Source organism: Mycobacterium sp. NGS67, from assembly GCF_059812185.1.
Map to the genome: position 1 here is coordinate 1 of NZ_JCALCF010000032.1, position 21,271 is coordinate 21,271.

The following is a 21,271-nucleotide window of genomic DNA, read 5'->3' on the forward strand; positions in this document are numbered from 1 at the left end:
CGTCGAAGTAGCGCAGCACATTCGGGTCCGTGTTGTCGGGATACCAGCCAGCGGCAGCCGTCGTCATCGGTTGCCACACCTGCGGGACGTAGGACTGCGACTTCGACGAGTCCGTCAGCCGGACCAGCAGCACGAGCACGGCGGCGATGAAGCAGAGCCCGACGAGCCCCGCCACGACCACGATCAGCAGGGTAACCACGGACGCCATCCTGCACGGCGACGGCGTTTCGCGCATCGTGGTCCGGGGTAGCTGACAATCGTGACTACTGCTGAACAGCCGCCGCCGGAAGGCGACAAGCAACCGCCGCAGGCCGCCTCGGTCGACGAACCCGAAAGTGGTTCCGGCACGGGTGACCCGAAGCCGAAAGGCGATCAGGCCTCCGCCGAGGAGTAAGGCGTTACGCGCTGCCCGGTGTGCCGATCGGGACCTGCACTCCGAAGTCGATACCGTAGGCGGTGGTCGGATCGGGAGGTGGCGTGAGAAAAAGGTGGGCCGCGGGCGCGGCGCTGGTCGGCCTGGCCGGTTGGGGTGGTTTACAAGCGCTGGTTGCATGGATCAGACAAAACCCGGATCCGCTTACGCGCGAACAACTTCTGGCCGAACCGCAGGGCGAGGAGGTGCTGATATCGCGCCCGGACGGGACACTGCTGCGCGCCTTGTCCGCCGGACAGGGGCCCATCGTGGTCCTCGTGCACGGTTACAGCGTCAACCTTTCCGAATGGAATGTCGTTTGGGATGAACTGCTGGCCAAGGGATTTCGTGTCGTTGGCTTCGACCAGCGCGGTCATGGATGGTCCACGCTGGGTGCAGACGGCATCGGATCGGAAGTGATGGCGGCCGACATTGCCGCGGTGCTGGAGCACTTCGACGTTCGCAGCGCTGTCCTCGTCGGGCATTCGATGGGCGGGTTCGTTGCGATCCGCGCCTTGCTGGAGCACGCCGGCCTGGCTCCGCGGTTGCGCGGGTTGGTGTTGTTCGCCACCTGGGCGGGCCGTGTGCTGGACGGGGCGCCGCAGAACAAGCTGCAGATCCCGCTGCTGGAGTGGGGTGTCATGCAGCGGTTGATCAGAATCAAGACGTTCGGGGTGCTGTTCGGGGCCGCGCAATGCGGCACCCGTCCCTCGCCGGCGATGGCCAAGGTGTTCGTCGAGGGATTCCAGGAGCACGTCGACCAGCACGGGCCGCACGTGGCGATCGTGAAGGCATTCTCCCGCGCGGACCGCTACCCGCGGCTGGGGGAGATTACGGTGCCCACCGTCGTGATGGTCGGATCGGCCGACCGCACCACGCCGCCGAATCACTCGCGCCGACTGGCTGACGGCATTCCGCAAGCGCGGCTGGTTACTGTGCCGGGTGCCGGGCACGCGCTGAACTGGGAGGCCCCCGGCGAACTTGTGAAGGTCATCGAATCCTTTGGCAGCAGCGAAGTTTGAATTCAATCGGCGCGTAGTCGGCCATCGGCGGTGCTCTCGGATCGGACGTGAGTCGATGTATTCCTAAAGGCCCGAAGTTCGGCTATGTTGCGCGAGACGACCGGCGAGTCGCGCCCACATCCAAAGGAGCAATGGTGACGAAGAATTCGATCATGCGAGCCGCTGTAGCGGTCACCGCACTTGCATCAGTGGGGGTGGCGGTCGCGGGTTGCGGAGGCGACACGTCGTCCAACCCCTCGTCGTCGGCGTCTTCCTCGGTGTCGAGTTCGGCTGCGGCGCCGTCGTCGTCGGCTCCGGCCTCCAGCACCGCCGCCCCGGCCGGGGACTACACCGGTCTGCTGATCCCGGCGAGCGACATCGTCGTGCCGGGCGACACCTTCACGCAGACGCAGACGCTACCCATCTCCACTCCTGCCGGCGTCGAGGGCGTGTACAACAACCAGACCAACTCTCGCAAAGTCGAGATCTCGATCTACGTCTACGGCAACCCCGACGAAGCGGGTGCGGCACTGGACAACACCTCCAAGTCCATCCAGGAACTGAGCGTGAAGGCGCCGTCCACCCCGGCCGAAGTCGGTAGCCGAGGTGTGATCGCCGTCGGACCGTCGCCGGAGGGCACCAAGGCCAAAGGAGTGGTGATCTGGACCCAGGGCAAGGCGCTGGGCCTCATCGAGCTCGAAAGCGCGCCCGACGATCCGGTCAACCAGGACTTCCTCCTCGAACTCGCGCGCAAGCAGGACGCGAAGATCAAGGCCGGGGTGCCGGCCTGAGACCTCGGGCCCGCGCCGCACTCTAGGCGCATCGACGCGAAATAATAGGCCCTGCAGGCAGATTGGGGACACACCGCACGTCTCGGCGGGTGCCGGGTCGCCGTCGAGAATGTGTACGGCGACCGGGCTGCTGCCATCGGTTGCTCCGGCGAATCACAGATGCGGGATGGCTTGAACCGGTGACCCGGTCGTCACACAATCAAGCCATGACCGTGTTCAGGGTTGCCATGATCGTCGCGGCACTGTGCTGTTTGCCCGCGCAGGCCACAGCGCACGCCGACGACGTGAGCTTCCTGGACCGGGTGCACGCCGCGGAGATGCCGCTGACCGACGAAAAAGCACTCCAACTGGGCCGGGCGACCTGTGTGGACCTCGGCAACGGCGTCCCCAAGTCCGCGATTCTGGAAGCGAACAATCCTCATATCGGGGGAGTGGTGCTGACGGACGCGCAGAACTTGGAGCTGTTCTCTGCGGCGGTGTCTGAACTGTGCCCGGATGAGCGGAATGGGAACTGACGCGTTCGGCGTGTGCCGCGTGGCCGCCGCCGGGTGATTCCGTCCTAGTCCACCCGGACGGCGTGGGTCCGACGTTCTAGGTGCCCATGCCTGCATGCTTGGCAGGGTGTCGAAGCGCGCGGAGTACATATTCGCCCTGTATCAGGGTTCACTCGCTGAGCCCGGCGACCGCAACCCGTATGCCGGCCAATCTCAGTTGCTCGCGCAGCTGTGGATGCGCGGGTACATGCGGATGCTGCGGGTGAGGGTCGAAACGGGGCCGGCGATGCAGCTCTACCGCAGCAGATGCTTACGGGCGTCCTTCAGGTGATCAACGCTGTGTCGGCCGCGCTTTGCGGATAAACCGCAGGTCAAACCTGGTGCGCGATACTGGGATTGAACCAGTGACCTCTTCCGTGTCAGGGAAGCGCTCTCCCGCTGAGCTAATCGCGCTGGGGGGATCAAAACTTGGAGGTGGAGACGGGAATCGAACCCGTGTGCACGGCTTTGCAGGCCGTTGCCTCACCACTCGGCCACTCCACCGCTGGGATTGATGCCATTTGCACCTTCGAGCGGATGACGGGATTCGAACCCGCGACCCTCACCTTGGCAAGGTGATGCGCTACCAACTGCGCTACATCCGCGCGCAACGAGCGAGATCGTCGCCCGGTGCGAAGCACGACGATAGTCCAGTGAGCGGGCGCACACAAATTCCTTGGTACGGAGCGTGTCCAGGCCACCGCGGACGGCCCCGCGGCGTATGCGGCCCGCACTGTCGCGTTGGGATCGTGCTAATCTTCGACGTCGTTCGCCTCTCGGCGCCGGTCCCGTGGCTCAGTGGAAGAGCGTCCGCTTCACACGCGGAAGGTCGCTGGTTCGATCCCAGCCGGGACCACACCCGTTGACCTGCGTGGACACGTTGATTGCACTCGGTGGGTGTGTGGATTTGTCCGGTTCTTGTCCGTTGTCGCTCTCTGAAGTGCCGGTCTCGGCTGTTTGGAGTCGGTCGAGGTTGGTTGCGACTTGGTCGAGTTCATCGGAATAGAGGTCGCTGTAGATGTTCGCGGTGACGGTCGGTGTGGAGTGGCCCATCGTCTTCTGCACGTAGCGCAGGTCAGCGCCAGATTTGCGGGCCAGGCTGGCGTAGGTATGCCGTAGGTCGTGGATTGTCAGCGGCGCAAGTTTCGTGGTGCGCAGAGCTTCTGACCAGTGGGCGTGCCTGCGCCAGTTGTTTGATCGCAGCATCGCGCCGTTGGGGGATGTGATGGCTGGCTCATCTGGTCCACGCCCCGCGATACGGGGTGTGAGTGCGTCGACGACGACTTGGGGGAGGGGCACGCTGCGTCTGGCGGCACGCGTCTTGGGTGGGCCGATGATGATACGGCCTTCGACTTCAGGCGCGGCGCGGCGCACGTGGAGGCGCCGAGCGGACAGGTCGATATCGCCCACGCGGAGGCCGACGAGCTCTGACCAGCGCAGGCCGGTATATGCCAGGATCGTGACAACATCGCCTTGGTCTTTGCAGGCCGCGGCCAAGGCGGCGACTTCGGGCGCAGTTAAGTAGCGGTGGTGTTCTCGTTCGGGTATACGACCCGCTGATACACCGTAGGCGGGGTTGCTATGGATGCGGCCATCGTTGCGGGCCACTTCCAGGATCGACCGCAGCAACCGCAGGGTGGAGACCTTTGCCCAGGGGCCAACAGTGAGGCGGTCGACGAATTGCTGCACATCGGCACGGCTTATCTCGTCAACAGGGATGTGTCCCAACTGCGGGCCGATACGAAGTTCCCAGTGTTGGCTGTAACCGCTCCATGTTTTCGGTGAAACCGCCGGCTTTTTGGAGGCGCAGTACTGTTCCCAAATCCGGACGAGAGGGACGCGGCCGAGCCGTGGGTCGAAGCGGCGGCCACCGACCGCGGCTTCCGTGTCGCGGTCGGCCTTGAACGCCTTGGCTTCTCGCAGCGTTGCGAAGGTGGCAGAGGTTTCGACCCAACCGGACGCTGACGATGGGTCACGAACCAAATACCGGACCTGGTATCGGGGCGCGCCGGCGGCGTTGAAGCGTTTGCGAATACCACGCGGAGTGTTACCGGCCATCAGCGTCGGACCTGCTTGAGCCATTTTCGAACTTCTGCGCTGTCCCAGCGGCGTACGCGATCCGACAGTAAATAGCAGGGTGGCCCGATTTGTTGTCCGGTCTGTTCACGGATCGCTGCCCAGCGATTGAGCGTTGCCGAGGAAATCCCCAGGAGCGCCGAAACCTGTTCGGCCGTCAACAGTTCCGGAAACTCGCCCCAGGCCACCAGGGCTTCCCGGGTGCTGTGAATCACGACCCCACCTCTTCGTGGCTTGTCGTCGACGCGGATTGCTTAGTCGCAAACTCGACGCGGATGGACTCGAACCATGCGACAGTTGTGGGGGATCCGGCATCCACATCTGCCTGCCCGCCGGCGATTCCCCACAGGTCGAATGCCCATCGGGCCTGTATCGAGTCCTCGGTTTCCTTCCACCGAAGCATTTCGGCATGATCGCGCAGTACGAGCACCGTGCCCAAGACCTCGCCGCTGGACCACTGGTAGCGGAACTGATGCCAGCCAAATGCGGTGACCATAGCCGCACGCCGCAATAGGTCATCCTTGCGGCGGCGCAGCTGTGCATCATTCAGCGGCCCGAACGCTTCGATCAGGAACTCACTGACAGATTGTCGTGATTCATTGCCTGTCATTGCTTGTGAAATCCTTTCTTGCCGTTAGCTTTTCGGGTCGGACAGCGAGTGGTCACGGATGTCGTCAGCCGGTAGGGCGCACCCGCGGCTGACACCGCGCTGCGGTAGCGCGAATTTGGGCGTCGCTCCAAAAGTCGGCCCGCACACGCATCACCGCGCCGTCCTCGGCCACTACGTACCCGGTGCCGGGCAAGTCGGGACTGATACGGTGCGCTGGCGCGGCGTCGGCCAAGCCTTCACCCAAGACCATTGCGACTTCATCGCGTGAGCGAAGCCGCAAGGCGATGGTTTGGGTGAACAACCCCCGCATCGGCAGGATTTCCTTGCGAGGATCTTGCAGGAATGCCGCGACCACGATCCCGAGGGCACGGCCCTTGGTCAGGATCCGCGACAACGACGCCGCGGCTTGCTTGCGGAGCGCCGGATCGCTCATATACGCGGTCACACCGGCCAGTTCGTCAATCAGCAGCACTACCAATGGGTCAGCGGTGCTGGGAGTGTGCTCACGGCTGTTTCCGGCCATTTCCGCGCCTCGGGCATCCATCAGCTTTTCAAGGCCCGCAAGGGTTTTTACCGCATCGCTTTCAGTCGTGGCGACTTTGGTAAACAGCCGTGCGCCAATCGAAACTTCGATGCCGTACTTGAGGTCGACAGCGACCAGGTGCACGAGCCCGGCATTGATGGCCGGGCCGAATCCGGCTGCGATTCCCCAGAATACGGATCCCTTGCCGGCTCCCGAGCAGCCCACGGTGAGCGTGTGTCGTCCCGCGATCCGAAGGCTCCAGGGAGTGCCATTCTCGCAGCGGCCCACCCGCGCAGTAGTCGTAGCCACCTCGGTAGGTATGGGAGCGTACCCGACTCCGGTAAGGTGTTCGCGCATCACGAACTCCATCCTTACTTTTCCTGGTGCGACCACCACTGAGCGTGCCGAATGAGCACCAGCGGCGTCACGGATTTTGGGCACCGCTTTTTCCAAATCATCGACTGTCTGACCGGTTCGGGTATGCACCGTTAGGTGCAGACAGTGATTAGATGTCTTGACCCGCAACAATCTTGGATGAGACCACACCGTGGTCGTAGTCTGCTTGCCTTCGCGGTCCCTCCGCGTGACCTGCTCGGAATACGACAACCCGCACCTCTTGGCAAGCCGCGACCACGAGGTGTACGCCCAGACCAGCCAGCGAGCACGCCTGACCGGCGCCGCGAAATACCGCTCATAGCTCAGAGGATCTCTGTACCGCCAAGTCAGCAGCGCCGCTGCGGTCACAATGACCAACGCGAGCACCCATGCCGCACCAACGAGCACCAGGTGCTCGAGATAATTCAGATCGAACCCAGCATTGGGGTAGGGGTTGTCGGGTTCAGTCGGATACGGGTCGTAGGGGTTCACGCCTGAGCTCCCGATCCACTGCGAGCGGGTGACGTGGGTTTCGCGGCAGCGTCGCGGAGCAGCTTTGCGCCCTCAGCAATGACACGGACCTCGGTGACGCCAAGAATAGAGACGCGCGTGCTGCCGTAATCTCCGCCAACGATTCGCGCGGACAGCCCGTTGCTGCCGCTGACGCCGACCACCGCGCCGACCGGCAGGTCAGCCGCCAACGCATCTGGCATGACAACGGTGGCGCCCGGCGTGACCCCCAGGGCATCGCTGACGATCACCGACTCGACGCCTGACACGGGTGCTCCGTTGACGTCGTATTCGCGTCCCGTAACTACGCGGCTGTCACCGCGGCCGGAGTACACCGAGCGTTCCCGGGCCTCTTTCGTGACCCATCCCAACACCTCACCTGCGAGCTTGACATCCATGTGACTTCGACCTCCTGAGTGTCTGGTTAGCCTTGACGCACTTGGGAGTGCCAGGCCATGATCGGGCAGCATTGTGTCCTTGTTAAGGACATGTAAGGGGACATAGCGCGGACGTTTTAGCGGACGTTCCATTGTCTTAAACTGGAGCATTGGCCTACTCTGGGCCGCATGACAGACACAATTGGCAATGCCCGGCTCCGCGCGGCACGTCAGGGACTGGGTTTGCGGTCGCAGGCCGCGTTGGCCGACGCCGTCACCGAAACCGCGCGATCGATTGGCCTAAAAATCTCAGTGACCCCTCGGACAGTCCGCCGATGGGAGTCTGCCACGCCACCCTGGCCCCACCCTGAACACGCAGCGGCATTAGAAGCTCTTTTTCAACGCCCCATAACCGACTTAGGCTTTGTCGCTCCTTGGCAGGGTGATCAACCGGTTGCGCAAAACGTATTGCGGGCCAACAAATCACGTCAAAACGGAAGATTGCCTCTACGCAGAACCGGTCCAACCCTGCCAGTCGGCGTTGCGGTCGATTTTGCGGCCATTACCGCCGCCTATCGTCATCTGTACTGGACGGTACCCGCGACTGACCTTCTGCCACTCGTTGCCGGGCACGCCGGCCTGGGCGCGTCACTGCTTTCCACAATCGATGATTCGGGCCGAAAGGGCCTGGCAACTGCGCTATCTGAAGTCAGCCTGCTTGCGGGGCGACTAGAGTTCTTTGATCTTCAACGGCCCGACGCCGCGCAGCCCCATTTCGTCCTAGCGCTACAAGCGGCGTATGAGGCTAACGACTCCTTGCTCGGCGCTGCGGTCTTGGCGCACATGGCTTTCGCGCCTGCGTTTTCCGGTGATCGGACCAGGGTCGAGGAAGCGCGAGACCGGATTCGTGCAGCGCGTGCCTTCGCCCGCCGCGGCGACGCACCGGCAGAACTCACTGCCTGGCTGAATGCTGTTGAGGCTGAAGTCGAAACCCGATTCGGCAACACCCGTGAAGCGCTACGACTCATCGACCAGGCTGAGACCCAGGTAGCCAACCAAGAGGGCGACGCACACCTACCCGGTTGGTTCGATTGGTTCTCGCTCACCCGGCTGCAAGGATTCAAAGGAAATACCTTGGTAGCAGCTGGTCGACCGCATCAGGCCCGAGCGGTTCTAGCCCAGGTGTTGGCCGAGCTGCCTGATGATGCCGGCAAGCAGCGGTCCATCACACTGGCCGACCTCGCTGCGGCTGCCGTTGCCGACGGGGACCCCGAGCGCGCTTGCGAACTACTGATTGACGCGATCGAAGACATCAGCCAACAGTGGTATGCGACTGCAATGGATCGGATAAAGGCCGTCAGGGAAAGCTTGCGCGAATATGAAGCACTTCCAGCGGTACGAAATGTGGATGCGAAGCTATACGATTGGCATACCACAGTAAACTCATTTAGCTAGAGAAGAATACTCCATAGATCTCATCCAAACTTTTTACGCGCCAATCCGCGGCCTGATTCAGTTCGGGAGAGTCACGATATATCCATCCCCAGGGGCCGCGCTGAACGAAAACGGTCTTCAGCCCGGCCGCTTTGGCTGGTCTCAGATCGTTGTCAATGCGATCACCGACATACACGACCTCTGCCGGATCGTCAGTCGGCGAAGCCTGAACAACTTTCTCGAAAAATGCGATGTTGGGCTTCTCTACACCCCAATCGTCAGAGGTCGCAACCAAATCGGTGGGCAGGCCGAGATCGCGTAGCAGACGCCCAGCGCGCACCGTCTGATTTCCGGCTATACCAACCCAAATTCCGGCGGCTCGAAGAGTCGCCAACGTGGAGCGTACATCTGGATAGAGATCGTCTTCTCCAAACCACTCGGGCTGGCCGGCCGCCGCACGCGCCTCTCGCTCGGTGGTCAGATCAAACCCCGGCTTAAACACCTGGAATGTGTCCCGATAATCCGCGCCCGATGCAATAACCGCGCCAAATACGGAAACAAACGTGTGCCGCGGAACTCCGAGCCAATCGGCCCACGTGCCATATTCGCGCGTTTCATTCACAAGCGTCTCCCCGACGTCGAAAACCACCGCTTTTATCATGAGTTGAAGCCTACCTTTATTCACAGACCCGGACCTGTCCGCTACCGGATCTTTGACTGTGCGTTCGGTGTGTCAAAAAGTTTTACTGGAGGAAGAGGTTTTCCGAGACGAGTGCGTCTGGGTTTGTGCAGAAACTCGCAACAAGCAGATATTCGTTGTCGTTGGAAAAAGCCAAAACGGCTCCGTGGTACTTGCCGATCGCCACAACAACCTCTTGCTGTCGTGCCGGCGGGAGCGTGAGGTATGTCCGGCAGGTCATCGTCATGATGTCCTCACTTGGCCGCGGCCCTGGTGGGACATGGTTCGCTGGCAGCGAAGAGGATGGCGAAGCCGACGAGGATGGTGCTGCCGTCACCGAAGCCGGACTTGGTGGGCGAGCCGTTGTGATTGTCGATGTGGCCGGCGCCGAAGACGCCTCCGTGTGAGGGGACTCGCCGCTGCACGCCACAGCGACCAGCGTGCCCGCAAGCGCCATCAAAGCTTTGACTATCAGCCTGTTCGTGACCACGGCGATCAACTTATACCAAGCTGCGGCGGTCAGTTGACTCAGCGCCATGATCACGATCGTCTCGATATGAATGTTACGCAGGCCCGCCTTTGGTGCTCTCTGATCTTTCAACCGTAAGCAACCGTCATCGGCAAGTAGGTTGCTGAAGTTTCGGGAGTTATCGCTCGATTTCGAAAACAGCCGCGAGCAGGCGGGCATCCGTGTCCGATAGCCGTCCGAAATCAAGCATGCCAACCGCGTCAGGCGGCATTACTTTTGCAGCAGTAAATTCCATCTGAAACATAAATGCCAGACCCGCGGCTTCACGGCTGCCGTTAGCCTTCAGCCGATCAAGAGCAATCTCGACTTTGGATGGAAAATTCCCTACCAACACATATCTATCGGCACGCGGAGGAATAAGGTTTCTGAAGTCGATAGCGAGGAAGCCAGTGTATTCCAACCGCGATGTAGAGAAATCGCAGCCTTCCATCTTATTTTCGCCTAGACCGGCTAGTCCATGACTATCGAATCGCCGCCCATCGAAATAAACTTCATTGATTTCCGCGTCGCAGAAATCGCAATGTTCGAAGACGGCGGAGAGTGTCTGCGTCCCCGACCACTGGCTACTAACGAACGCGCACCGCGCGAAGCGGCCATGCTCAGTGCTGATATCCCGGAGATCGGCACCCGAAAAATCACAATCCTCGTACAGGCTGCCCGTCCTGCGTCCTTTTGTATGAGCTCCCAAGGTAGCTCCCCTAAGCACTGACGATTTGAAGCGGCACCGCTTGAATACCGCCGAGTATGATCGGAATCCCGCCAGCTTGGCGTCATCAAAGGCGCAATTCTCGAATGTGGAGTCGACAACGCGCCAGTCATGCAAGATCGACGAGCTCAGGTCAACATCGTAAACCTTAGTGCGGTCGAACTCGTACAGTTTCGCTATTCTTGCGAGCTTATCGTTGATACTCACACGCTCGGACTTCTCAGTAACGAGACCTCGCAAGTCGACTCGACCCTCGAAGGTTCCATACGGCGATGTTGGCCTGCCCCGGAGTAATGAGTCTAAAACGAACGTAGTCGTCTCAGTGTCCCATCGCTCACGCAGTTCTTTACTTTGGCGGTACATACGTCACTGGTCCTCCTGCCGGGTCCCAAATTATTCCCCCGCCCGGTCCTCCATAATCGGCGTTGTATTTGGCGTGGGCAGCCCATTGCTTCATTGTAGTTAGATCATACCAGGGCGCTTCGCTAGATTTAGGGATTATATTTATCAAATCTGGGCCAGCGAGTCCTTGTTTTGTCGGATCGATATTAGTCATACTCTGCTCAACGAGTTCTTTGAAGCGTTTATCGAGAACTTGCCCTTTATAAGCATTATAGAGTGAAGGGTTTTTTGCCGCCGCGGCGGCCTGCTTAGGCGAGAGGCCAATCAACCCTTGGTCGAAGTCCTTGAGCGCTTGCTCAGCGTAGCTCATGAGAGTTTTAACGTTCTGGTCGCGCTTGACGATAGCGGCGACGACACCCTTGATGTTCTTGACAACGTTCGCAATTATCTCTCGGGCTGCTTTCGCGACTCGCGCAGCCGCTCTTGCGAGTTCGATAAGTCTTTCAATGATCCGAGCGCACCGCTGAGCGATATTCATGGCGCGGGCGGCCATCGCCGCGTTCCCCCACAGCTCGCCACCGACTTCAACCAAGACGCCGAAAACGATCTCTCCGACGACGAATTCGGCCGCGAATTCTGCCAGCTCATCAATCAGTTGCTGATGGGCATCTCGGATTGCCTGCGCGAGATTGTTGCAGCTCGTGGCCATTTGTAGGCAGGCTTGACCGACCTTGTCGAACTTGCCCTTCAGGTCATTAAGGTGTGCTGTGGCCGCTGGGATTTCCGGCGACTGCTGTCCCGCCAGGTCATTCGTTGCCCACTCAAGGGAGGTATCACCACTTTTAATGACGTTGAACGCGGACGTCCATGCTCGGGCGGCGGCTTCAAGCTTTTCTGGGCTGCCGTTGGGCCAGACATATCCGACAAACTGCTGGACGTAGTGCCACGCCGTGGCAATGGCACCGGTCGGTTCGCTGCCCCCGCCCCCATACGCTGACGGAATACTCGGCACGGCTGTCGTCGGAGTGTCTGGTAGAGGCGCCGGCGGGGGCGGCGGGCTCCCGTCAGCGGATGCGCGCTGGGCAGCCTGGTGGTTCAAACCGCTGGCCCTAATCAAGTCGGCGGCATTGACCGACATGTCGACCAGCCCCGCAAGAGCTGCTGCAATGTCTTGGGCCACCGGGTCATAGCCGGCGCTGAACTCCTGCCCGGTGTTGTCTGAGCCAGCCATCCCCCCAGAACCGGCCAGACCGTTCTTGAGGTGGTCCAGTGCACCGTCGATGGTCTGCCCGCTGAACCGCACCGAGGTTGACGAGCGGAAATACATCTCCGGGTCTACATCAACCACCCGCCACCCCCTCCAATGCGCCGCAACAACCGCACAAGCGCCGCACGATCGCCGAAAGCGACAGTAGTGTAGAGGACGTCTTCAGGCATCACGGCCTGACCAGCTCGGCGATCAAGGGACACCCGGTATGGCAGAACGAGGCGGCGATGGAGTTCTCTATGTTCAGCCCCGCGAGGTGGTTGCCTCCGCCAAGGACATCGACGAGGTGAACTCCGACATCAAAGACGCTTTCAGGCGCCTGAAAGCTCAGGGCGATGAGGTAATCAACGGATCTTGGACAGGCAGCGCAGCCACCAAGCTCGATGAGGGCTGGCAGCAATGGCAACAAGGCATCCACAAGATCGTCGTCGCACTCGAGCATATGACGGGCTTAGTCATCAACTCGGCCAACACATTTCAAAGCACTGACGAAGTGTGACAGCGATGGCGACCGGCAGCGACGACGCTTACACAGTTGACCTCGAGGCACTCGACGACCTCATCGCCCAAATGGGCCAGTTCACCAAAGCCACCGATTCCAACGTCGACCTCATCGATGCCTATGTGGCGAAAATGCCCTGGGACGGCGAAACCGCACGTGCTCACCGACAATGGCAAGCGCAATGGCGCTCCGGTGTCGACGACCTCCAAGAAGGCCTTCGCAAGATCCGTGAAAGCGCCACAACCGCCCATCAGAACTACACCAGCGCGATCAACGCCAACCTGAAGATGTGGGGCCAATAAGTCGTGCTCTTCAACGGCCAATAGTCCGGCCGAGCGGATCCGAGCTCGGGTCCCACTCGGGCTTCTCCCACCCCGGACCCAGATCCTCTTCTTCACGTTCCCGGACAGCGCGCGGTTGCGGAGCTCGCAGCGCCGTGATCAGCTTTCCAAAATCCCGGTCCAACTGCTCGAACATGTCAGCAAATTGCGGATTAGCATCGGTGACCTGCTTGATCCTCTCGCGCACCTGTCCCACAGCGGACTCGCACGCCTCCACATACGCCTGCTCGATCCATGCCGCCAGACGGTCAGAACGTAACTGCATCGCCTGTGGCGTCAACTGCAGCCGCAACAACCGCCCATGCGCCGAAACCGTCACCTGCCCCACACCGCCCGACACCGCCGCTGTCGCGACCCGCGCAGACCCCGAAACCTCCGTCAGCGCATCTGCCAACCACTTACCGACCCTCCGCGCCGCATCCAAATCCACTGCCGCATCGAAATCCATCCCATCAACCTCCCACATGGCACAGCAGCCCTAATGCACCAGGACGCCGAAGCATAATGAACCGCCCCGACGGCGCCGGGCCCCTAAGCCGCCCGCGCAACTGCTCCCGTAGTACACCCCACGAGCACGATGGCGTCTCAGTTCCTGGAACCGCGAGGCCGACCGCGGCGGCGCGGCCGAGCCTGGTAGCCGCCGCGTTCGGCCAGGTAGCGCAAGCGACGTAGCGCAAACTCCCGTGAGCGCCCTGACTCGGGGATCACCACGCCGGCCCATAGCCCTTCCACGCCCGGTACCTGGCACGCCTCACTCGCGCACAGCCAGCGTCGCGGACACGCCTGGCACGCCGCCTTGGCGTACTCGTCGGGTGTTGTGGTCGTCCATCGCTCGGGCTGGGCGGTGCAGACCGGAAGATACTCGTCTAGCGGAACAGACAACGGGATCGCCGCCGCGGTCATCGCTTCCCTCCCACCTTCCGCCCATGCCGGCTCTGGATGCCGCGAACCGACCAAGTGCGTCATAATCGCAGCACGCTCGTCGGCCATCACCGATTGCCTCAGGTCGCGCGACTCCACGCACCCAAACGCGAGATCACAGACCATCAGTTCGAATCGCCAGACGAGGTTATCGAAGACGTCACTGCCTCGCACCTCGACCACGTCAGTGGCGCTGCATGTCGCGATCAACTGGCGCAAATGCACGATCGAACCAGTGAGATCAGCTGATATACCATGCCCGCTTATGCTCCGAATGCGTCTCATCGCGCCGATCCTGCTCAGCGTGCATACGCTTGCCGCTGCGGGCTGTGGTGTGCACTCCCCAACCGCTGCACCACCCATCCCAAGGGCGAGCGGCACGTCGCCGGCCTCCACGAGCATGATTCCTTCTGCCGCGGTCACCACGACAGCAGGAGACAGCGGCACCGAACCTACGGCGACACCTGCATCTACGCCCACTGCGGCGGCACCAGTCAATGCTCTGACGATGACCTGTACGGAATTCAAGAGCTTGGACCCGCCCACTAAAAAAGCCGTGGTGGGCGCAGTTATCGCGGGGTGGCGGACCAAGATCAACCCCAGTAATACCGAGCTGGCAGAGACTCTGGCGGACACCATGTGCGTTTACAACCCGAATCAAACAGTCAACGAAGCACTAGGTGGCCCGCCTCTATAATCGGCCGATCGCCGAATCCACCACCGCGCCAATCGATTGACAGAACAGCCGGCCTCCATTCCACAGCGTGAACCGGATGAACGCCAGCGGCCAAAATGGACTGTAATGCTAGCTAGTCGGTGTTGTCATGACCGGAAAGGTATGCGGGGGAGGTGACAAGGTTGCGAGCGTTAACCTGGTCCCCGCGCACTTCCCTGACCGGGCTCGATGCCTCCAACTCGCGCCAGCCAGGAACCAGGGCGGTCATCATCGCCGTAAAGGCTTTGCCGTGGGAGCGGTAGCGCAGGTGGAGCAGTTCATGAACGACGACATAATCCTGGAAAGCGGCGGGCATGTCGACTAGGTCTTGCGCGAGTGTGATCACACCGTCTGGCGCGCACGAGCCCCACTTCGTAGTCAGCTCGGCGATCACGATGCGGGAAGGATTCACCCGAATCTTGGTCGCCCACGCCATCGCCTTGCGAGCGAGCGCTTGATCGGCGGTCAGCGGCATCTTCGGCCTTGCCATTAGACCTTCTCCAGCACAGTCATAACGTTGTCGATAATCTCGGCGCAGGACTTGGCAGGCACCTGACTATCCAGCAGCGGTTTGTAGAGTCCGCTGCGCAGGCGGCGCCGCTCGTCGGGATTCTGCCGCCAGTGCGGAAACTGATCCACCGCTACGTCGATGCTCACTGCGACCCGCTGGATATCGAGGTTCAGCCCACGCAACGAATGCTCGGTTCTCAATGCGGAATAAATACCGAAGGCGCGATCCGACAGTCCGCTCTGCCTGGCGAACTCGCGCAGTTTGTCCTTCTCCTCCGCAATTGCCTTGAGCTCATCTAGTGCGGCAAGGCCGTTGACCTTTCGCTCTTCGAGATTTTCGATGACGAGGTCGGCCCTTTCTTTGATGCTCTGGAGCGCCACCGCCGCGGCCGGGTTGTCTTCCATCTCCTTGCGTAAGCCACGCAACAGGTTAAAGACCTTCTCCTCGGGCGGTCCGTCGTCGTTGCCCAATGCTTCCAACGTTGGCACGTCGAACGTGGCAACCTTGGTGAACCTACCCAGACCTTCCTGAGTCGCGCTCACCTCGATCAGACGCTTCGTCTTGTGCTCCAAATCGGCGGTGAAGCTGGTCGCTTCGGAGTAGGCGGCGCGAACGGCTGCGTAAAGGACCGATAGGCGCTTGTACGTCGTGATGTGATCGCGCAGTTCCGCCGATGGGGAGAGGATCTCCCACAACGCCTCGATGTCGCGGTAGTCGTCGAAAAACTTCTTGCGCTCGTCCTCCGATACGAATTTGCCGTAAACGATGCCTTCTAACTGCTCGTCATCGCCTTGCCCGCTCGTGACCTGCAGATACTCGGTGGAAGCAGCGTCGATCTTCAGCAGCAGATCTGCCATCAGCACATCGAGGTCTTGCAGAGCGCCTTCCACATCGGCGGAATCGAACCGCAGCGCCTTGTGAAGTTCTTTCAAGATGCCAACGAAGTCTACGACGAGACCCACCTTCTTTTGCACACCCTCACTGTCGACATATGGTCGGTTCACGCGCGCAAGCGCCTGGAGGAGGACGTGGTCACGCATCGGCTTATCGAGATACATCGCGTACAAGATCGGCGCGTCGTAACCGGTGAGCAACTTGTCAGTGACGATCAGGATCTTGGGCTGTTGATGCGCCTTCTTAAACTGCCGGCGCACCTCTTTCTCGCGGTCATTGGAAAGCTGGAGCTCATGTACGTCGGGACGGTCGACGACATCGCTCGCACTCTTGCTATAGACCACCTCCGACCACTCGGGCGGCAGCAGCTTGTCGAGCGCCCGCTTATACTTCGCACACGTCTCACGGTCGACCGCGACGAGAAAAGCCTTGTACCCCAGCGGATCTACGTTCTCATTGAAGTGGTTCGCGACGAACTCAGCCACCTGCGCCACGCGGCTGTCAGAGCCGAGGAAGGTGCGCAATCCAACTGCTCGCTGCAGTACCTTGTTGAGTTCATCGATGTCAGTGACGGCCTCGTCGGACGCAAGTGCGTAGAACTGCTCGTCTAAGTCCTCTGGTGCCATGGACATCGACGACGGCGCAAGCATGTACTTGATCGGCAGAGTCGTCTCGTCCTCGATCGACTCAATAATCGAATACTTGTGCAGGTAGCCCATTTCGTCCTGTGATCCGAAGATCTGGAACGAACTTGTGCCACCGCCTTTTGTCCCGCCGACCGGGGTACCCGTAAAGCCGATGATGGTGGAGTTTGGGACGGCCGCCATGAGGTATGAGCCGAGGTCAGCAGCGACCGACCGGTGAGCCTCGTCGATGAACACAAATATGTTTTCGCGGTTGGAGCTGTCCTTCCGGATTGTCTCGAACTTGTGGATCATCGACACAACAAGGCCACGGAAGTCGGAATCCAAGATGTCTTGCAGGTCATCCTTGCTGTTGGCACGCCGAACCGGGATGTCGTTGGCCTGCATCTCGCCGAGCAGTCTCTCGACCCACTCCTTGAGCTGGCCCTCCAGCTCGGTGCGGTCAACGACGAGGATGACGGTTGCGTTGTTGAAGCGGTCCTTCTGGCTGAGGATCAACTGCGCCGCCGTTAGCAATGTGAAGGTCTTGCCGGAACCCTGTGTGTGCCAGATTAGCCCCCGATTCTTCGCCTGGTCGGCACACCGCTCAACCACCGCATCGACTGCACCGCGCTGGTGCTCGCGCAGGACCGATTTCTTAGTTTCACCATCTTCGACATAGAAGAGCACCCACTCGCGCAAGGTGCGCAGGAAGTCACGCGGCTCGAAGAACGCCTGTACGGCATCGCGGTAGGACTCGTCGCTCGTGTGCTTCCACCTAAATAGCATGCGGCGGTTGATGTTCCACGTCACGCCGTACCAGTAGTCGATTAGGTGGGTCTCGTTGTGAAGCTGCGCCTGAGCGAGAAGCTCTGGCGTCTCCATCTCGTAACGTCGAAGCTGGGTAACGGCTTTGGTAAGCGCGTCGCGGTCCTTCGGGTTCTTGTGCTCGACAATGGTGACTGGGATGCCGTTGACGAGGAACATGACGTCAGCGCGGTTGCCCTTTGCCCGGGCCGGCGGCTCGATTTTCCACTCCCATGTGACGTGCAGGGCGTTCTCGTGGGGTAGACCGAAGTCGACAACCTGAACGGGGCGCTGCCGCTGTTCGTTTTCGTCGTGCCATTGACGTTCGCCGCGGAGCCAACGCAACACTTCTCGGTTGCCCTCGATCGTGGCGGGCAGCGCTTCAATGCTCTCGACGATCGCGCGGGCCTGGTCCTCGGTAAGCCACGGGTTGAACTGCCGGAGTTTGTTCTCCAGCACCACGGGGAACAGCATGTTCGCCCGACCACGACGCATGCCCTCGGCTTCCTCTGGCGTGAGTTGTTGCCAGCCGACGGCTGATGCGTGCACCACCATCGGGAACTGAACCGACTTGGCCTCGGAGATCTTGATCTGACTCATGCTGGAGTCCCGTCGATTGACGGCAACGCGCTCAAGTCGAGGTCGTCGATCGACACCGTACCGGTCATCAGCTTGTGCAACAACGACTTGAAGATCCGGTCCAGCACGTCGCGCTTACGGCGGTACAGGTCGATCTTGCGGTCGAGAGCATCTAGCACATCGACGATCTCCTGCTGCTCGTCGATTGTTGGCGGCATCGGAAGTGGAAGCGCGTCAATGGTTCCCGTATTGAGGTTGTATTTGCCGTCGGATGCGGGAGTCGCTCGGCCGGCAACCAAGGACGTCCCGCGGGACGAGCCGTAGAAGTACGCTGCAAACTTCGGCAGTACACGCGTCGTCAGGCGGGCACGGATCAAGTAGGACGCGAAAAGCGCTGAGCCTGGGTCACCCTCGTAGACCGCGCATGACCCCAATCGGTCAATCACACCATTCGTCCGGATGAACAGTAGGTCGCCGTATTGAAGCAGGTACTTGCTCGCCTGCGCAGGCGCGAGACCGCAATACTTTAGCTCAGCGCTATTCACACGCCCGGGCTGAATATTCGGGATTCTTAGAACGGGGTACCCTTCGGAATCCGAGGTGCAATGCACCGACGTTCCATACTGGAGGAACTCACGAACCTCGCCGAACGCACCGATGCTCCAACTCTCAGGGATTGGGCCGCTCTCGGTCTCCTTCAGTTTTTCTCCTCGTAGACCCCGCGTGAATACCTGCTCCATCGCGGCTCGCTTCAGGGAGGAAGCACTCGTGGCGCCGCGCTCCGCTGCCATACAAAGGTCAAACAAGCTCCACAGGAGCTTCGCGATGGATGCTTGCTCCGATCGGTCGTAGGCGGGCACAGCGAACGACTTGATGTGCGCCCAAGAAGTTCGGGGATGTTGGGCTCCAGTCACACCTTGCATAGCGAACTCGATGAAAGCGGGTGAGTGAACAACACATGCGAGGTACTCAGGGCTCACGCCCAACTTGGGTCGAAGGACTAACAACTCCGTGGTGGCAACTCCTGCGCGATCCACGAGCACCGCCTTGTCGAGGTACGGCCGCAGCTTTCCGTAGAGCACATCACCCGGCTCGAATGCGGCCTTCTGGCTCGTAACATCACTCGCTCTCCCGAAGCCGGTCGCTCGAAGACGGCCAGATTCAAGGTGCTCTAGGCCCAGATAAGGGGAGTCCGGCATCGTCGCCGGGTCGACCTGGAGGCTGAACAAGTCACAGAGATCACTGAGGAGGGCAGCCGACTCGGTCATGCCAGCTTCCTCAAACTCGCGAGTGCTTCATGGAGTTTGCCCTCGAGATCCGCTTCTGCACTCATGCACTGCTCGAATTCAGTCAGCAAATCAACGAGGTCGCCTGTCTCATCGGTGGCGACAGCAGAAACCCACCGGCTGGGGCTGAGGTTGTAATCCGCGTCGGCGACCTGCGCGAGGTCGATGACCGCAACTTCCCCCTCGGTGGGATCGCCTGCGTTGTAGAGCCTCGCTAGATCCGAGACGTCCTCGTCAGCGAGGTGGTTCTTGGGTTTGCCCTTGGTGAACCGCTTGCTCGCATTGAGCAGGGTGATCTTGCCCTTCTTAGGCTCGGGCTTGCGCTTGTTGAGCACCACGATGACGCCAGCGGCCGTCGTGTTGTAGAAGAGGTTGTCGGGCAACAGGATGACGCCCTCGACGAGGTCGCGGTCGACGAACCACTTGCGGATGTTGCGTTCCTTGTCTTCGTTCTTCGAGCCCGAGCCACGAGTTACGGCACCGGTGTCGAGGACGACCGCCGCACGGCCGGTGTCCTTGAGCACCGAAAGCGTCTGCTGGAGCCAGGCCCAGTCACCCTTGCCTGACGTTGCGCCACCGTGTTTGATGAACCGGTCGTACGGGTCGTCCTCGAAAATGCTCGGGTCAAAAGGCTGGTTCCACATCGGGTTCGCGACGACAAGATCAAACTGGTCGAGTGATCCCGACGATGTCCGGAACTTAGGATTGATCATGGTGTCGCCCCGGCGTAGGTCGACGTCCATGTCGTGGATGATCGCGTTCATCCGCGCGACGGCGTAACTCTCGGCCTGTAGCTCCTGACCAAACAGTTTGAGTGGGATCTTGGCGGTCGGGTCGAGCTCGCGCGCGATGAGCTGGAGCTTGATGAGTAGGCCGGCGGAACCGCAAGCGTAGTCATGGCAGGTCTGTCCTGGCTTCGGCCTCAGGATGCGCGCGATGAGGAATCCGACCTCGGTTGGAGTGAAGAACTCGCCCGCACTCTGGCCCGAGCCTTCTGCGAACTTCCGGAGAAGATATTCGTATGCGCGGCCAAGGAAGTCCGGCTGCACGTCTGCGAGGCCGAGGCGATAACGCGGGTCGGAAAATGTCTCGACGACGCCATTGAGCTTGGCGGGGTTGATGTCTCGCTCACCGTTGCGCTCGGCCGCGAAGTCGACGACGTCGATGACTCCGGCGAGGCTCGGGTTGAATCGGACGACGGCACGCACGGCCTTGGTGAGATGTTCACCGATGTCGCGTGGTCGTGTAGACCGACCGCGCTCGTCGTCAGGCCAGTCGTACGGCACGCGTCCGCTGATGACGGACCAACGTGCCTCGGCCGGGAGATAGAAGCGGAGCAGGTCGTGGTCGTTGTCCGCGATCTCCAGGGCGACGGCACGGTCGCCGTACTCCTCGGCGAGTCGGTCGATCTCGTCGTCAAAGACATCGGAAAGGCGCTTAAGGAATAGCAGCGGCAGCAGGTAGTCCTTGAACTTCGGCGCGTCCTTCTCGCCTCGGATCGAGCAAGCGGCGTCCCACAGCATCTGCTCCATTGGCTTTGTGGTCGGAGTCGCTGGCTTAGCTTGGCGGCCACGGCGACGGGCTACTACTGCTCCACCGGTGATCGGGGCATCGCTGGCGTCGACGCCAGCATCCTCGGCCAGAGCGTTGATCCTGGCGAGTTGGGCTCTCTGTGGCTTGCTGGAACCGGCTTCCCACCTGTTCACCGTGGCGAAGGAGACACCGAGCCGCTCGGCCAACTCGGCCTGCGTGAGGTCGAGTGCAGCACGGATGGCCTGGAGGAGCACCGCAATCGTCTGTGGATCCGTCATGTATGTTACGTTTGCACAGTGATATGACAAATGCAATCATGGTCTGAGGGTCGCCAAGGAGCTTCGAGGCGGACGTGATGGATGTGGATCAGATGATGGATGGCGATGGACACCGA

General features: G+C 60.9%; 23 protein-coding genes, 4 tRNA genes and 1 pseudogene. 9 read left to right on the top strand and 19 right to left on the bottom strand.

What is annotated here, in order from left to right:
- Positions 1-199, bottom strand: a 199-nt coding sequence (locus tag AC5Y4D_RS22850; RefSeq protein ID WP_500038279.1) for a hypothetical protein, incomplete at its 3' end; no start/stop codon positions are given.
- A 60-nt stretch (positions 200-259) separates the two neighbouring features.
- On the opposite strand from AC5Y4D_RS22850, the gene AC5Y4D_RS22855 reads away from it, so the two are divergent.
- The 5 genes from AC5Y4D_RS22855 to AC5Y4D_RS22875 all read left to right on the top strand — a co-directional run bounded on the left by AC5Y4D_RS22855 (position 260) and on the right by AC5Y4D_RS22875 (position 3,029).
- On the top strand, positions 260-394 hold the full coding sequence (locus AC5Y4D_RS22855; RefSeq protein WP_500038280.1) for a hypothetical protein: 135 nt from the start codon (positions 260-262) through the stop codon (positions 392-394).
- A gap of 83 nt (positions 395-477) precedes the next feature.
- Complete coding sequence (locus AC5Y4D_RS22860) at positions 478-1,434, top strand: alpha/beta fold hydrolase (RefSeq protein ID WP_500038281.1); 957 nt, start codon at positions 478-480, stop codon at positions 1,432-1,434.
- 134 nt (positions 1,435-1,568) lie between these two features.
- Positions 1,569-2,204, top strand: a complete 636-nt coding sequence (locus AC5Y4D_RS22865; protein WP_500038282.1) for a hypothetical protein — start codon at positions 1,569-1,571, stop codon at positions 2,202-2,204.
- Between the two features lie 206 nt (positions 2,205-2,410).
- On the top strand, positions 2,411-2,719 hold the full coding sequence (locus AC5Y4D_RS22870; protein WP_500038283.1) for a DUF732 domain-containing protein: 309 nt from the start codon (positions 2,411-2,413) through the stop codon (positions 2,717-2,719).
- A 94-nt stretch (positions 2,720-2,813) separates the two neighbouring features.
- A complete protein-coding gene (locus tag AC5Y4D_RS22875; protein ID WP_499946718.1) occupies positions 2,814-3,029 on the top strand; it encodes a ribosome modulation factor in 216 nt (71 codons plus the stop codon).
- A gap of 47 nt (positions 3,030-3,076) precedes the next feature.
- Here the strand turns inward: AC5Y4D_RS22875 and AC5Y4D_RS22880 are convergent.
- From AC5Y4D_RS22880 to AC5Y4D_RS22890, 3 genes are all read right to left on the bottom strand, one after another.
- A tRNA-Val gene (locus AC5Y4D_RS22880) sits at positions 3,077-3,151 on the bottom strand.
- Between the two features lie 16 nt (positions 3,152-3,167).
- Positions 3,168-3,241 (bottom strand) — tRNA-Cys (locus AC5Y4D_RS22885).
- 28 nt (positions 3,242-3,269) lie between these two features.
- Positions 3,270-3,342: transfer RNA gene (locus AC5Y4D_RS22890), tRNA-Gly, on the bottom strand.
- 179 nt (positions 3,343-3,521) lie between these two features.
- Between AC5Y4D_RS22890 and AC5Y4D_RS22895 the strand changes: the two genes are divergently transcribed.
- Positions 3,522-3,593: transfer RNA gene (locus tag AC5Y4D_RS22895), tRNA-Val, on the top strand.
- A gap of 38 nt (positions 3,594-3,631) precedes the next feature.
- Here the strand turns inward: AC5Y4D_RS22895 and AC5Y4D_RS22900 are convergent.
- From AC5Y4D_RS22900 to AC5Y4D_RS22920, 5 genes and pseudogenes are all read right to left on the bottom strand, one after another.
- Positions 3,632-4,795, bottom strand: a pseudogene (locus tag AC5Y4D_RS22900) (site-specific integrase); the annotation flags it as partial.
- Positions 4,795-5,028: a helix-turn-helix transcriptional regulator gene (locus AC5Y4D_RS22905; RefSeq protein WP_500038284.1), complete on the bottom strand. Its 234-nt coding sequence runs from the start codon at positions 5,026-5,028 to the stop codon at positions 4,795-4,797. The pseudogene AC5Y4D_RS22900 and the gene AC5Y4D_RS22905, both read right to left, overlap by 1 nt.
- Complete coding sequence (locus AC5Y4D_RS22910; RefSeq protein ID WP_500038285.1) at positions 5,025-5,423, bottom strand: hypothetical protein; 399 nt, start codon at positions 5,421-5,423, stop codon at positions 5,025-5,027. The genes AC5Y4D_RS22905 and AC5Y4D_RS22910 overlap by 4 nt, the downstream gene beginning before the upstream one ends.
- 64 nt (positions 5,424-5,487) lie before the next feature.
- A complete protein-coding gene (locus AC5Y4D_RS22915; protein WP_500038286.1) occupies positions 5,488-6,813 on the bottom strand; it encodes a cell division protein FtsK in 1,326 nt (441 codons plus the stop codon).
- Positions 6,810-7,229: a hypothetical protein gene (locus AC5Y4D_RS22920; RefSeq protein ID WP_500038287.1), complete on the bottom strand. Its 420-nt coding sequence runs from the start codon at positions 7,227-7,229 to the stop codon at positions 6,810-6,812. Before AC5Y4D_RS22920 ends, AC5Y4D_RS22915 begins: the two co-directional genes overlap by 4 nt.
- 168 nt (positions 7,230-7,397) lie before the next feature.
- On the opposite strand from AC5Y4D_RS22920, the gene AC5Y4D_RS22925 reads away from it, so the two are divergent.
- Positions 7,398-8,663, top strand: a complete 1,266-nt coding sequence (locus tag AC5Y4D_RS22925) for a helix-turn-helix domain-containing protein (RefSeq protein WP_500038288.1) — start codon at positions 7,398-7,400, stop codon at positions 8,661-8,663.
- Here the strand turns inward: AC5Y4D_RS22925 and AC5Y4D_RS22930 are convergent.
- The 4 genes from AC5Y4D_RS22930 to AC5Y4D_RS22945 form a co-directional block, all read right to left on the bottom strand.
- Complete coding sequence (locus AC5Y4D_RS22930; protein WP_500038289.1) at positions 8,656-9,303, bottom strand: HAD family hydrolase; 648 nt, start codon at positions 9,301-9,303, stop codon at positions 8,656-8,658. The genes AC5Y4D_RS22925 and AC5Y4D_RS22930 overlap by 8 nt on opposite strands.
- A gap of 272 nt (positions 9,304-9,575) precedes the next feature.
- The gene (locus tag AC5Y4D_RS22935; protein WP_500038290.1) at positions 9,576-9,746 is read right to left on the bottom strand and encodes a hypothetical protein; all 171 of its coding nucleotides are present in this window, start codon (positions 9,744-9,746) and stop codon (positions 9,576-9,578) included.
- Between the two features lie 222 nt (positions 9,747-9,968).
- Positions 9,969-10,763: a pentapeptide repeat-containing protein gene (locus AC5Y4D_RS22940; protein ID WP_500038291.1), complete on the bottom strand. Its 795-nt coding sequence runs from the start codon at positions 10,761-10,763 to the stop codon at positions 9,969-9,971.
- A gap of 139 nt (positions 10,764-10,902) precedes the next feature.
- Entirely contained in the window at positions 10,903-12,246 is a 1,344-nt protein-coding gene (locus AC5Y4D_RS22945; RefSeq protein WP_500038292.1) for a WXG100-like domain-containing protein, read from the bottom strand.
- A 127-nt stretch (positions 12,247-12,373) separates the two neighbouring features.
- On the opposite strand from AC5Y4D_RS22945, the gene AC5Y4D_RS22950 reads away from it, so the two are divergent.
- Together AC5Y4D_RS22950 and AC5Y4D_RS22955 are read left to right on the top strand one after the other, a co-directional pair.
- Positions 12,374-12,664 carry a WXG100 family type VII secretion target gene (locus tag AC5Y4D_RS22950; RefSeq protein WP_500038293.1) on the top strand — a complete coding sequence of 97 codons (291 nt, stop codon included), beginning with the start codon at positions 12,374-12,376 and terminating at the stop codon, positions 12,662-12,664.
- A 5-nt stretch (positions 12,665-12,669) separates the two neighbouring features.
- Positions 12,670-12,969: a WXG100 family type VII secretion target gene (locus tag AC5Y4D_RS22955; protein ID WP_500038294.1), complete on the top strand. Its 300-nt coding sequence runs from the start codon at positions 12,670-12,672 to the stop codon at positions 12,967-12,969.
- 10 nt (positions 12,970-12,979) lie between these two features.
- Here AC5Y4D_RS22955 and AC5Y4D_RS22960 read toward each other — a convergent pair whose 3' ends face one another.
- The 6 genes from AC5Y4D_RS22960 to AC5Y4D_RS22985 all read right to left on the bottom strand — a co-directional run bounded on the left by AC5Y4D_RS22960 (position 12,980) and on the right by AC5Y4D_RS22985 (position 21,155).
- Positions 12,980-13,456, bottom strand: a complete 477-nt coding sequence (locus AC5Y4D_RS22960) for a YbaB/EbfC family nucleoid-associated protein (RefSeq protein ID WP_500038295.1) — start codon at positions 13,454-13,456, stop codon at positions 12,980-12,982.
- A 137-nt stretch (positions 13,457-13,593) separates the two neighbouring features.
- Entirely contained in the window at positions 13,594-13,911 is a 318-nt protein-coding gene (locus tag AC5Y4D_RS22965) for a WhiB family transcriptional regulator (protein WP_500038320.1), read from the bottom strand.
- An 827-nt stretch (positions 13,912-14,738) separates the two neighbouring features.
- Entirely contained in the window at positions 14,739-15,134 is a 396-nt protein-coding gene (locus AC5Y4D_RS22970; protein ID WP_500038296.1) for a M48 metallopeptidase family protein, read from the bottom strand.
- Positions 15,134-18,079 carry a type I restriction endonuclease subunit R gene (locus AC5Y4D_RS22975; RefSeq protein ID WP_500038297.1) on the bottom strand — a complete coding sequence of 982 codons (2,946 nt, stop codon included), beginning with the start codon at positions 18,077-18,079 and terminating at the stop codon, positions 15,134-15,136. Before AC5Y4D_RS22975 ends, AC5Y4D_RS22970 begins: the two co-directional genes overlap by 1 nt.
- Positions 18,076-19,326: a restriction endonuclease subunit S gene (locus AC5Y4D_RS22980; protein ID WP_122503306.1), complete on the bottom strand. Its 1,251-nt coding sequence runs from the start codon at positions 19,324-19,326 to the stop codon at positions 18,076-18,078. The genes AC5Y4D_RS22975 and AC5Y4D_RS22980 overlap by 4 nt, the downstream gene beginning before the upstream one ends.
- On the bottom strand, positions 19,323-21,155 hold the full coding sequence (locus AC5Y4D_RS22985; RefSeq protein ID WP_500038298.1) for an N-6 DNA methylase: 1,833 nt from the start codon (positions 21,153-21,155) through the stop codon (positions 19,323-19,325). The genes AC5Y4D_RS22980 and AC5Y4D_RS22985 overlap by 4 nt, the downstream gene beginning before the upstream one ends.
- Positions 21,156-21,271: the final 116 nt, after the last annotated feature.